11 protein-coding genes are annotated in these 12,232 nt (G+C 67.2%); 3 read left to right on the plus strand and 8 right to left on the minus strand.

Features of this window, described 5'->3' with window-relative positions; translation table 11 throughout:
- Positions 1 to 33 precede the first annotated feature (33 nt).
- Entirely contained in the window at positions 34 to 1,494 is a 1,461-nt protein-coding gene (locus tag ACEQZ0_RS08400; RefSeq protein ID WP_370190303.1) for a sorbosone dehydrogenase family protein, read from the plus strand.
- 1 nt (position 1,495) lies between these two features.
- On the opposite strand, the gene ACEQZ0_RS08405 is transcribed toward ACEQZ0_RS08400, so the two are convergent.
- Positions 1,496 to 3,235, minus strand: coding sequence for an acyl-CoA dehydrogenase (locus tag ACEQZ0_RS08405; RefSeq protein ID WP_370190305.1), 1,740 nt, complete (start codon positions 3,233 to 3,235; stop codon positions 1,496 to 1,498).
- 46 nt (positions 3,236 to 3,281) lie between these two features.
- Here ACEQZ0_RS08405 and ACEQZ0_RS08410 point away from each other — a divergent pair, with 46 nt between their 5' ends.
- Positions 3,282 to 4,211 (plus strand): L-threonylcarbamoyladenylate synthase, encoded by a 930-nt coding sequence (locus ACEQZ0_RS08410; protein ID WP_370190307.1) that lies wholly within the window; start codon positions 3,282 to 3,284, stop codon positions 4,209 to 4,211.
- Here ACEQZ0_RS08410 and ACEQZ0_RS08415 read toward each other — a convergent pair.
- The 7 genes from ACEQZ0_RS08415 to ACEQZ0_RS08445 all read right to left on the minus strand — a co-directional run bounded on the left by ACEQZ0_RS08415 (position 4,208) and on the right by ACEQZ0_RS08445 (position 10,413).
- Positions 4,208 to 4,540 (minus strand): hypothetical protein, encoded by a 333-nt coding sequence (locus ACEQZ0_RS08415; protein ID WP_370190310.1) that lies wholly within the window; start codon positions 4,538 to 4,540, stop codon positions 4,208 to 4,210. The genes ACEQZ0_RS08410 and ACEQZ0_RS08415 overlap by 4 nt on opposite strands.
- Before the next feature lie 55 nt (positions 4,541 to 4,595).
- Complete coding sequence (locus ACEQZ0_RS08420) at positions 4,596 to 5,414, minus strand: head GIN domain-containing protein (protein WP_370190312.1); 819 nt, start codon at positions 5,412 to 5,414, stop codon at positions 4,596 to 4,598.
- Between the two features lie 136 nt (positions 5,415 to 5,550).
- Positions 5,551 to 6,288, minus strand: coding sequence for a head GIN domain-containing protein (locus ACEQZ0_RS08425; protein ID WP_370190314.1), 738 nt, complete (start codon positions 6,286 to 6,288; stop codon positions 5,551 to 5,553).
- A gap of 167 nt (positions 6,289 to 6,455) precedes the next feature.
- Positions 6,456 to 6,989 (minus strand): CarD family transcriptional regulator, encoded by a 534-nt coding sequence (locus ACEQZ0_RS08430; protein WP_115415586.1) that lies wholly within the window; start codon positions 6,987 to 6,989, stop codon positions 6,456 to 6,458.
- A gap of 258 nt (positions 6,990 to 7,247) precedes the next feature.
- Positions 7,248 to 7,586, minus strand: a complete 339-nt coding sequence (gene fdxA, locus ACEQZ0_RS08435) for a ferredoxin FdxA (protein ID WP_370190316.1) — start codon at positions 7,584 to 7,586, stop codon at positions 7,248 to 7,250.
- Between the two features lie 51 nt (positions 7,587 to 7,637).
- Complete coding sequence (locus tag ACEQZ0_RS08440; protein ID WP_370190318.1) at positions 7,638 to 7,895, minus strand: RNA-binding S4 domain-containing protein; 258 nt, start codon at positions 7,893 to 7,895, stop codon at positions 7,638 to 7,640.
- A 13-nt stretch (positions 7,896 to 7,908) separates the two neighbouring features.
- On the minus strand, positions 7,909 to 10,413 hold the full coding sequence (locus ACEQZ0_RS08445) for a helicase-related protein (RefSeq protein WP_370190320.1): 2,505 nt from the start codon (positions 10,411 to 10,413) through the stop codon (positions 7,909 to 7,911).
- 222 nt (positions 10,414 to 10,635) lie between these two features.
- Here ACEQZ0_RS08445 and ACEQZ0_RS08450 point away from each other — a divergent pair, with 222 nt between their 5' ends.
- On the plus strand, positions 10,636 to 12,222 hold the full coding sequence (locus tag ACEQZ0_RS08450; RefSeq protein ID WP_370190886.1) for a M23 family metallopeptidase: 1,587 nt from the start codon (positions 10,636 to 10,638) through the stop codon (positions 12,220 to 12,222).
- Positions 12,223 to 12,232: the final 10 nt, after the last annotated feature.

Here is a 12,232-nt window from a genome sequence, read left to right on the forward strand (position 1 = left end):
GCCCGATCGGGCACGCTCGCTTATTCCCGCGCCATGGGTATCCTCAAGAAGCTGGGCATCGCGCTCCTCGTCATCCTGCTGGTCGTTCTTGCGGCAGGATATTTCCTCACCCGCGGCGATACCGCCGATGTCCCCTTCGACGAGACGGTCGGAACCGATCCGAAGCTCGACGAACCCGACGCGGAAAGCTTCCCCACCGTTGCGATCGCCGAGCCCGTCGGCTGGGGCGAGGACGAGGCGCCAGTCGCCGCGGAGGGTCTTGCCGTCACCCGCTTTGCCGAAGGGCTCGACCATCCGCGGACGCTGCAGGCGCTGCCCAATGGCGACATTCTTGTATCGCTGACCCGCTCACCTTCGATACCCAGCGGCAAGAGCAAAGGGTTGCGAGACATCATCGCCGGGTTCCTGTTCCGCAAGGCGGGCGCGGGCGGCGAAAGCCCCAACCAACTTGTCTTGCTGCGCGATGCGGACGGCGACGGCGTCGCCGAACGCCGCTTCGTGCTGCGCGACGATCTCCAGTCTCCTTCGGGCATCGCCTGGGGCGATGGCACGCTCTACGTGGCAAACCATGATGAGGTCCTGGCCTTCGATTACGAGCCTGGTGCCACGCAGATTGCCGGCGAAGGCCGCAAGATCGCCGATCTCGCCGAGGGAACCGGCCACTGGATGCGCAATCTCGCGCTGCATCCCGACGGTGACCGGCTATATGCCGCCGTGGGTTCGAAGTCGAACATCGGCGAAGACGGCATGGAGATCGAGCAAGGCCGCGCGCTGATTTGGGAGATCAATCTCGAGACCGGTCGCCAGCGGGTCTTCGGCGCGGGCCTGCGCAATCCCAACGGGCTCGATTTCAGCCCCTGGTCGGGCGAGCTCTGGACCACGGTGAACGAGCGCGACATGCTCGGCTCGGATCTCGTGCCCGATTACCTCACCAATGTCCCCGTCGGATCGCATTATGGATGGCCATGGGTCTATTACGGCGACAATTACGATCGTCGGGTGAAATATCCGATTCCGCAGTTCATCAACTACGTCCGCACACCCGAATATGCGCTCGGCCCGCACGTCGCCGCGCTCGGGCTGGTATTCAGCAAGGAAGGCGCGAGGATGGGGCCGAAATTCGCCAGCGGCGCCTTTATTGCGCAACACGGTTCGTGGAACCGCAAGCCGCCGTCGGGCTACGATGTCGTCTATGTCGCCTTCGACGAGCGCGGCAACCCGACCGGCAAGCCGGTGCCTGTGCTGACCGGTTTCCTCAAGGACGACGGCACGACTCGCGGACGCCCGACTTGGGTCGAATGGGCCGGCGACGGTTCGCTGCTGGTGTCCGACGATACGGCGGGAATCATCTGGCGCGTCGTAGCGCCCGGTGCCGAGGGGCAGAAAGGCATTGCGCGTGTAACGGGCGACCGCCTGCCGCCGCAGCGCGAGCTGAACGGGCTCGAAGCCAAATTCGGCAAGGACGACTATGCGCGGCGGGTCACTGCCGAATAGTTCAGCCCGCCAGCTGTGCGGTCGATAGCGCGTAAAGCGTCTCGGCCCCTGCGGTGGCAGACGCCTTCAGGCCCGCAGCTTCGGGCACGATCCGATCGAGGAAAAAGCGCACCGAGGCCGTCTTGCCGGCGGCCAAGGCCGGTGCATCGCCCGCTTCGACCGCGCGCAATTGGTTCAATAGCTGCCAACCCGCGACCGCCACGGCGAGCATGGTGCAGAAGGGCACCGACCCGGCTAGGCGATCATCGAGGCTGGCCTCGTCGCGCATCCAATGGACCACCGCTTCGCAATCGGCGGCGAGCGCTGCGAGGGTCGGCTCCTGCGTCGCATTCCGGGCGATGTCGGCGACGAGCGAGGTCAGCGCCTCGCCGCCGTCGAGGCCGAGCTTGCGGGTGACGAGGTCGGCGGCCTGGATGCCGTTGGTGCCTTCGTAGATCGGGGCGATGCGCGAATCGCGCCAGTGCTGCGCGGCGCCGGTTTCCTCGATGAAGCCCATGCCGCCATGGACCTGCACGCCGAGGCTGGCCACCTCGATCCCGATATCGGTGCCCCAGGCCTTGATCAGCGGGGTGAGCACTTCGCCGCGCGCACCGGCGCCTTCGTCGCCCAGCGTGCCGCGATCGACCTGCCCGGCGGTGTAATAGAGCAGCGCGCGTGCCCCTTCGGTGAGCGCCTTCATCCGCAGCAGCATGCGCCGCACGTCGGGATGCTCGACGATCGCCACCGGCGACTTGTCGGGCGATCCGGCGCGCGCCGATTGCACGCGCTCCTGCGCATAGGCCAGCGCCTGCTGCGTCGCGCGTTCGCCGATCTGGACGCCCTGGTTGCCGACATTGATGCGCGCATTGTTCATCATCGTGAACATCGCCATCAGCCCGCGGTTTTCCGCACCGACCAGCTCGCCGATGCATTCGTCATTGTCGCCATAGCTCATCACGCAGGTGGGCGAGGCGTTGATGCCGAGCTTGTGCTCGATGCTGACGCAGCGCAGGTCGTTGCGCGCGCCGAGCGAGCCATCGTCTGTCACGTGATACTTCGGCACGATGAAGAGCGAGATGCCGTGGCTGCCCTCGGGCGCGTCGGGCAGGCGCGCGAGGACGAGGTGGATGATGTTCTTCGCCAGCTCGTGCTCGCCCCAGGTGATGTAAATCTTCTGGCCCTTGATCCGGTACTTGCCGGCGTGTTCGCCCTCGGCGATCGGCCGGGCGGTAGTCCGCAGCGCACCGAGGTCGGAACCGGCCTGCGGCTCGGTCAGGTTCATGGTGCCTGACCATTCGCCGCTCACCAGCCTGGGCAGGTACTTTTCCTGCAGCGCATTCGACCCGTGGTGTTCGAGCGATTCGATCGCCCCGACGCTGAGCATGGGCAGCAGGTTGAAGGCCATGTTCGCCGTGCCGAGATTCTCGAGCACGTTGCACGAAAGCGTGAAGGGCAGGCCCTGCCCGCCGAACTCGACCGGGCCCGAGATCGCGTTCCAGCCTTGCTCGACATAGTGGTGGTAAGCTTCCTCGAAGCCGTCGGGCAGGCGCACCACGCCGTTCTCGAGCTTCGCGCCCTCGAGGTCGCCGACGCGGTTGAGCGGCGCCCATTCACCCGCGGCGAACTCGCCGATCCCGCCAACGATCGCATCGACCATGTCGGGCTCGGCAGCGGCGAATCTCTCGGCCTGCGCGAGCTCCTCGATCCCGGCATTGACGCGGATGGCGAGCAGCTGGTCCTGGGTGGCGGGGGTATAGGTCACGTCTAATCCTCTTGGCTTTGCCTGCCCGCAGATATAGCGCGCGGGCATGGGCGGCAAATACGTTACGGAAACGCTTCGCGCAGATGCCGTGGGCTTGGCCCGCGCGGCTGGGATTCTGCGCGAAGGCGGCCTGGTCGCCGTCCCGACCGAGACGGTATACGGCCTCGCCGCGCGCGCCGACAGCGATGAGGCCGTCGCGCGAATCTATGCAGCGAAGGGGAGGCCAAGCTTCAACCCGCTGATCGTCCATGTGGCATCGCTCGACCAGGCGCGGGGTCTGGCGGAGTTTTCCGCAGCGGCCGAGCGGCTCGCCGGGGAACACTGGCCCGGGCCGCTCACGCTGGTTCTCCCGCGCCGCCGCAAGGCCGGGCTTGCGACCGCCGTCACCGCGGGTCTCGACACGGTCGCGCTGCGCATGCCCGCGCATCCGCTGATGCAACGCCTTCTCCAGGAGGTCGGTCTCGCGCTCGCCGCGCCCTCGGCCAATCGCAGCGGCTTCATCAGTCCGACCACCGCGGCCCATGTGCTCGCCTCGCTCGACGGGCGGATCGATGCGGTGCTCGAGGGTGGCGAATGCGAACGCGGGCTCGAATCGACGATCGCCGCGGTCCGTGCCGATGGTTCGATCGATCTGCTGCGTCCGGGCCCTATCGCGCTTGAGGCCGAGGCAGGCGATGGCGAGCACATCGAAGCGCCAGGCCAGCTCGCCAGCCATTACGCCCCCGGCAAGCCGGTGCGGCTCGACGCGACGCAAGTTGCGCCAGACGACTTCATGATCGGCTTCGGTGCGATCGTCGGGGACTGCACCCTATCCACCCGCGGCGATCTCGCCGAGGCGGCGGCGCGGCTCTATGCCTGCCTCCACGAGGGCGCACGCTCGGAGAAACCGCGCATCGCGGTCGCGCCGATACCCGATGAGGGTATCGGGATCGCGATCAACGACCGGCTGCGCCGGGCCGCAACCCCGCCCGGCTAGTCGCCTTCGGGCTCGACCGGGATCGAGGGGATGATCTGTTGCATTTCGGCATAGGTGTCGCGCGCTTCGTCGCAGGCGCGGCGGCTGCCATCCTCGCATTCGTCGAGCTGCTTTTCGTACTGGCGCTCGAGCTTGGCGAGTCGCTCCTCGCGCCGCCGGATTTCGCGCCCGCGTTTCTCGTCGGCTTCCGACTGGCTGGTCGTGGCGAGATCGACGCCCTTGCTGACGACCTTCACCGGCGCGGTGGCAACGTCGACCACAGTCTTGGCGAGGCAGCCGGGCAGCATGACTGCGGAAGGCAGCAGAATCAGAAGAGCTAGGCGACGCATGACGAAATCCTTTCGCCGCGCCGCCTAGCTCAAAACGGGTGAGCCGTCGATGAACTCAGGCGTCGGGTGCTTCGGGCGCCTCGGGTGCCGGCGGGGCGATCGGCGCCGCCGGAGCTTCGGGGGCCTTGCGCGCGCGGGTCACCTCGCGGCAATTGAGTTTGCCCGAACCCATGGCGCTGACGGTGCAGTTGGCGCGGCCGTTCACGGTGATCGAGCCCGTTCCCATGATGCTGGCCTCGACATCGCCGTCCGAGGCGAATTCGGCACTGCCCGATCCGGCAACCGAGATATCGGCGCCACCGACTTCGAGGCCGGCCATGTCCGCTGCACCCGAACCGGCGATGGTCAGGTCGAGCGATTCGACCTTGCCGCTGGCGGAGAAGTCGCCCGAACCGGCGATGGTGAGGTCGAGCGAGCTCGCGTCCATCCGCGCGACCTTGGCCTTGCCCGAACCGGCGATGGTCACATCGGCCTTGCCGGTCATCGATTCGGCCTCGATGTCGCCCGAACCGGCGAGTACCATGGCGGTGAGGCTGGGCATGGTCACGCGAACGGTCGCGTGTCCCTTGTCCTTCCAGCTGTTCTTCTCGCGGCTGATGCCGAGCGATCCGTCGTCGAGCGAGAAGCGCAGGGCCTCGACCGCTTCGTCGTCGCCCGAAACCGAGATGTCGAGCGCATCGCCTTCGGTGACGACGACCGTGTCGGGGCCCGCGAGCACCAGCTCGGTCGGCGCCGGTCCGCTGGTGTCGAGTTCGGCCAGCGGCACGCCTTCGCTGTCGCCGATCTGGATATTCACGCCATCGCAGCCGGTGACGATGGCGGCGCCGGCCAGCACGGCCAGGGGCGCGAGGCCCTTGAGTAAACGGTGGATCATCGCAGTGGTATTCCTCTCGCAGCGGCAGTCCGTGTTGCTGATATAATACAGCGCGCGACGATCATCAAGCCGGAGGATGCGGACCGACCGGCAGGGTCCGCCCCGCCGATCGATCGATTGCTACCGTTCGTAGAACTCAGCGCGTGCAGGTGAGGCGGCCCGAACCCATCCGCGTTTGCGAACAGTCGGTGGTTCCCGTCACCACGGCACCGCCGCTGCCGACGATGCTCGCCGAGACCCGCCCGTCCGCGTGGAAGCGCGCGTCACCCGAACCTGCGATCGTGACATTCGCACGTCCCACGCGCAGGCCGCGGCCGTGGATGTCGCCGCTGCCCGCAATGGTGATCTTGCCGTCGTCGGCCTGGCCCGCGATGTGCAGATCGCCCGAACCGGCGATCGTCGCCTTGAGCTCGGATGCCTGAACGCGGCGTATGTCGATCGTGCCCGATCCCGCGACGGTGGCGCCGATATCCTCGCCGTTCATCGCGTCGACCGAAAGATCGCCCGAACCGGCGAGGACGACGTCCTCGACTGCCGGCGCGATAATCTCGATGCGCGCCGTACCGTCGATCCGGTCGTGGCGGTGGCGCCGGCCGATAGTAATCTTTCCGTCCTCGACGAGGAAGCGCAGCTCGGCGAGCACTTCGCTGCTGCCGCTGGCACGGATCTGCCAACGATCGCCGCGCGTCACGGTGAGATTGTCGGCACCGGCGAGGACCACCGAATCGAAGCGACCCGTGCGGGCCCAGTCCTGCGAGATAGGCTGCCCGTCATCGAGCCTGGAATGCCATTTCCCATGCGCGATCGCGGTGTCGGCGGGCAGGGCGACAATCGTGGCGAGGCCGAGCGAGGCGGCGGCAAGAATGCGAAACATGGTGGTTCTCCCGAATGGTGGGGCATAGGTCTCACCATCGGCGAACGAAGTCGAGGACGTTCGTCGACAACTGTAATCGTTTAATGGAATAGGGGGGTCCGGCCACGCCGCAAACGAAAAGGGGGCGCCTGGTGGCACCCCCTTCGAATGTAAGGTTTTGGACGCGCTTACGCGTCTTCGGTGTTCTCGTAATACTGCGGCGCGTGTTCGCGCAGCACGTCGAGGATCTTCTCCAGCGCGGTCGCCTCGTCGGTCTTCTCCATCGCCGCGAGTTCGCGGGCCAGGCGGCTCGAGGCCGCTTCGAAGATCTGGCGTTCCGAATAGGACTGTTCGGGCTGGTCGTCGGGACGGAACAGGTCGCGCGTCACTTCGGCGATCAGGACGATCTCGCCCGAGTTGATCTTGGCTTCGTATTCCTGTGCGCGGCGGCTCCACATGGTCCGCTTGACCTTGGGCTTGCCCTTGAGCGTTTCCATCGCTTCTTTCAGCGTCTTGTCGCTCGACAGCTTGCGCATGCCGATCGATTCAACCTTGTTGACCGGAACGCGCAGCGTCATGCGTTCCTTTTCGAAGCGGAGGACATAAAGGTCGAGCTGCATGCCGGCGATTTCCTCGCTCTGGAGCTCGATCACACGGCCAACGCCGTGCTTGGGGTATACAACGTAGTCGCCAACGTCGAAGGCATCAGCCTTGCTTGCCATGCAATCTATCCTTTCGTCCGGGCCCGGCCGGAGGGACAACAGCGTCGTCGAAACCCTTGGCCGCAATCCCCTCCGAGGGAGTGCGGTCGGGTGCCGAATGTGACGTGTGCTGGTGGCCTGCCCTTTCAATTCTCACACCTGGCCGGGAGCAAACCGGCGCAGTTGTTGCATTATATAGCACAGCCGCAAGAAAATTGCGAATCGCAATTGAGTCGACCGGAGGGAGCGGGCAGGCGGCGTTCGGCGGCCGCCCCCGGATCAGTCGCCTTCGCCGGGCTCGGGCGAGAAGTACTTGGCGAACTTGTCTTCTTCGTCCTTGTGCTCGTCGGCGTCGGCCGGCGGCTCCTTCGACTGGGTGATGTTGGGCCATTCGGCGCTGAACTTGGTGTTCAGCTCGAGCCACTTCTCCAGACCGTCTTCGGTATCGGGGAGAATCGCTTCGGCGGGGCATTCGGGTTCGCATACGCCGCAGTCGATGCACTCGCTGGGATTGATGACCAGCATGTTGTCGCCTTCGTAGAAGCAGTCGACCGGACAGACCTCGACGCAGTCGGTGTACTTGCACTTGATGCAGGCCTCGGTGACGACATAGGTCATGGGTAGCGTAATCCCTAGAAGTGGTTCTCTGATCCGCGCTGCTAGGGCGGTTTATCCGTTGGGGTCAAGCTCGCGGTAGCAGGCCTGCGCTTCGCGCGGGGGGCCGCGCCTTTCGGGAACTGCGAGGATTTCGATCAGCCGCACCCTTTCGCCGAGCGGAAGGGTGAGGATGTCGCCCGTGCCGATATCGCGAGAACAGCGCGTCACCCGCTCGCCGTTGCGGCGGATGTGCCCTTCTTCGACCAGCCTGTGCGCCGCGCTGCGGGTGCGCACGAAGCGCAAATAGCACAGCAGCCGGTCGATCCTCACTCAAGGCTCTCCATCAGCGCACCAGGTCGGCGAGCGCGGCGAAGGCATTGCCCTCGCGCGGTTGCGTGGGCTTCTGCCGCTCCTGCTTGCGCCGCGCCGGGCGCCATTCCCAGCGGTCGGGACGCGGCGGGCCGAACTGCCCCTCCGCCAGAGGGCGTGCCTTCTGCACGCGGAAGCCGGCATTGCCGAGCAGGCGCGCAATATTGCCTTCCTCGAGCCCGATCGAGACCGGCAGCGCATAGTCGAGCACGAATTTGCGCCTGCGGTCCTTGCCCTGCGCCTTGGCGCGGACCTCGTGCGCGGCGCGCAGGATTTTCTCGGCAAGGTCGATGCGGATCGCCTGGCTGCCCGCATGGCGATAGCCCGAGGGCAGCTTCTTGGCATCGGCGATCACCGGCAGCATCGCCTCCTGCAGCGGCCGCCGGTCGCGCCCCAGCGCATGGAGCAGCTGGCGCGGCGCAGGCTTGAGCAGCGCGGGCGCGAAGATGTCGAGTGCACCGAAGGTCACGCCGATCTTGCGCAGGAAGGGGCGCATCTCCTTGGGCAGGTGCTCGATGCCCGCCTTCTCGCGCGTGACATAGCCATGCCCGGCAATCAGGTTGAGCAGCAGCGCGCGCGCTTGCGATCCCGCGTCGGGATTGCTCGCCGCATGATGCAGCTTTTCGAGCGGCTCGAGCGGCGCGAGCGTTTTGGCGAGCCAGCCTTCGAGCGCGGCAAGCAGGCTCGTACGCGGGGCATCGGGCAGCGCGGCAACTTCGCGCGAAGGCTGCAGGAGCGGCGTCACGCTGCCATCGCGCTGGTCCAGCTTGGCGAGTTCTTCCTTGCCCCAGCGAACCGCGCCGCGCGCCAGTTCAACCCCGGCGAGGTCGGAGGCGACCAGCGCCTCGGCCCTTTCGCCCAGCAGCCTGGGCAGCGCCTTTTCCGCGGCGGCGAGCAGCATGCGGCGGTCCTCGTGCCGGGCGGAGGGATCGACCACGAAGCGCAGCCCCTCGACATGGCCGAGCACCTCGCCCTCGACGCTCACTTCGCCCGCCTCGTTCAGTTCAATCGGCAACATGCCTGCATCCTGTCCCAGCGACTTCATCAGGATCGCCGTCCTCCGGTTTACGAATCTCTCGGTTAGCCGCGCATGAAGCGCGTCCGACAATTTGGCTTCGACTGCGCGTGCGCGCGACGCCATTTCGTCACGCGCCAGCACCCAGTCGGGCCGCTGGCAGATATAGGCCCAGCTGCGAATCGCCGCGATCCGCCCCTGCAGCGTATCGATATCGCCGGACATGTTGTCGAGTTCGGATATCCTCGCGGCGACGTAATCCGCGCCGATGTATCCTTTCGACAAGTCGCGCCACAACCGCGCGACGAAGCGCGCGTGGACGTCGGGCCCGCGCTGGCGGAAGTCGGGCAGCGAGCACGCCTCCCAGAAACGGCGGACAGTGCCGGGGCCGCGGATGGTCTGCGCAAAGGGCTCCTCGGCAAGGCGCTTGAGCGTAGCGAGGTCGATGGCTTCGGGCGCCAGCCGCAGCGCGGGATCGCGCGGCGGGGCTTCGAGATCGCCGATCAGCGTGCCGAGCGAATCGAAGCGCGGCTCGGGTTCGCGCCAGAACAGATGCGTCAGCGGCGCGAAGCGGTGCTCCTCGATCGCATAGACCTCTTCCTCGGTGAACTCGGGCGCGGTGCCGTGCTTGTTCGTCCCCGCCAGCGTCCCGAAGGTGCCGTCGCGCTGGTGGCGCCCCGCGCGACCCGCGATCTGCGCCATCTCGGCCGGCAGCAGGCGGCGCATGCGCACACCATCGAACTTGCTGAGCCCGGCAAAGGCGACGTGGTTGACGTCAAGGTTCAGGCCCATGCCGATGGCATCGGTGGCGACGATGTAGTCGACCTCGCCATTCTGGAACAGCGCGACCTGCTTGTTGCGCGTCTCGGGGCTCAGCGCGCCCATGACCACCGCCGCGCCGCCGCGGAAGCGTCGCAGCATCTCGGCGACGGCATAGACCTGCTCGGCGCTGAAGGCGACGATCGCGCTGCGCGGGGGCAGACGCGACAATTTGCGCGGCCCGATATGGGTGAGGGTGGAGAAGCGAGGGCGGTCCGAGATTTCGGCCTCGGGCACAAGCTGCCGCACCAGCGGCTCGAGCGTCGCAGCGCCCAGCAGCATCGTCTCCTCGCGCCCGCGCGCGTTGAGCAGCCGGTCGGTGAAGATGTGCCCGCGCTCGCGATCCGCGGCGAGCTGCGCTTCGTCGAGCGCCACGAAGGCCGCCCCGGCTCCGTCGCGCGGCATGGCCTCGACCGTGCAGCACATGTAGCGTGCGTTTGCCGGCTCGATCCGTTCCTCGCCGGTGATCAGCGCGACCGCATCGTCGCCCTTGATCGCGCGCACCCGGTCGTAGACCTCGCGCGCCAGCAGGCGCAGCGGAAAGCCCATGCAGCCGCTCGAATGCGCTGCCATGCGCTCGATCGCCAGATGCGTCTTGCCGGTATTGGTGGGTCCGAGGACCGCCTTGATCGCGCTACCCTGCACCCCCCCTAGGTGGCAGCGGCGGGGGCCGAGGGCAACCACCCGGCGCCCCGTTCCCTCGATTCGCCGCAATCGCGACTCGGATCGCCGCAAGTTAAGTCGGCCTTTACTTTGTTTTGGCAAGCGGAACGGGCAAAGGACCCTGCAGCAAGGGTCGGGCCGCCATCGATTGCAGCGAGCGGCCGGAAAGAAGGGACAGCGCAGGTGTACAGGTCCCCCGCGGACATGGACGATACGCACAGGCATCACGCCACTGGCGGACAGGGCCAGCCCCCTGCCTCGCTCGCGCATGACCAGATCGTCGCCCCGGCACACCAGCCCGCTTTTTCCTGGACCACCATGCGCGACCAGCTTTCAGGCCGGATCGCCGCACTCGACCTCGCCCCCGATCTCGGCAGCGAGATCGGCAGCAAGCGCTGGATGCGCGGGCTCGGAACCTTCGTCGGGCTCACCGCAGCGGCACTGGCCCTCTGGCCCAGCTTCGCCCCACTCGAGGCAGCACCCCCGGCGCATGTCGACGATGCCGTGCGCGACGAATACCGCAGCCAGATGATCCTCCCGCTGGCGCTGGGTGCCGACAGCGGCCGCCATATGGGCGCGACCGCGCTGGTCGAGCCGCTCGCCGCCGCGCCCGAACGGCCTACGCTCGAGACGGTCCTGACGATAGGCCGCGGCGACACTTTCGAGCGCCTGCTGCGCCGCGCGGGCATCGGGCGAGACGACAGCCTGCGCGTCACCGAACTCGTCGGGGGCGCGATGGACCTGTCCGAGCTGGCCCCGGGTACGAGCTTCGACATCACGCTCGGCCGGCGTCCTGCACCCGGTGCGCCGCGCCCGCTCGAAGCCATTGCCTTTCGCGCCCGCTTCGATCTCGAACTGGCAGTCGAGCGGCACGGAGAAGGGGCCGAACTTGCGCTGACGAAACACGTCATCCGCGTCGACGAGACCCCATTGCGCATTCGCGGCACCGTGGGCGACAGCCTCTATCGTTCGGCGCGCGCCGCCGGCGCCCCGGCGAGCGCGGTCCAGGCCTATCTCAAGACGCTCGGCCAGTATGTGAATCTCGACCGCGACGTGCGCGCAGACGACACTTTCGACTTCATCGTCGCGCACCGCCGTGCCGCAACCGGCGAGCGGCAGGCCGGGCAATTGCTCTACGCCGGGCTCGAGCGCGACGAGAAGCCCCGGGTGCAATTGATGCGCTGGGGCAAGGACGGCGAATTCTACGAGGCTTCGGGCGTGGGCGAACAACGCGGCGGGCTGATGGCTCCGGTCGCTGGCCGGACGACCTCGCGCTTCGGCATGCGGCGGCATCCGATTTTGGGCTATCGCCGGATGCATTCGGGGCTCGATTTCAAGGCCGGCTACGGCACGCCCATCGTCGCGGTGACCGATGGGCGCGTGACCGGCGCCGGGCGCATGGGCGGCTGCGGCAATGCAGTGCGGCTGCGCCACGACGGCGGGATCGACACACGCTATTGCCACATGAGCCGGATCGCGGTGAACCGCGGGCAGAGTGTCCGCCGCGGACAGGTGATCGGCTATGTCGGCTCGACCGGCCTCTCCACCGGCGCGCACCTGCATTACGAAATGTACCGCAACGGCCGTGCGATCGACCCGGCGAGTGTCCAATATGTGAGCCGGGCGCAGCTGGCCGGCGCCGAACTGCGGCGCTTCAAGGACGCGCTGGCGCGGATCCGCACGGTCCAGCCGGGCGCTGCGCTGGCCGAACTCGAGCAGACCTCGGCGGAGGTTGCGGCGAGCGAACCGGTACGCGAAATCGACCGGCTCTCCCCGCCCAAGAAGGGCTGAGATTGCGCGG

Origin of the sequence: Qipengyuania sp. (assembly GCF_964227205.1) — a bacterium.
GTDB lineage: Bacteria > Pseudomonadota > Alphaproteobacteria > Sphingomonadales > Sphingomonadaceae > Qipengyuania.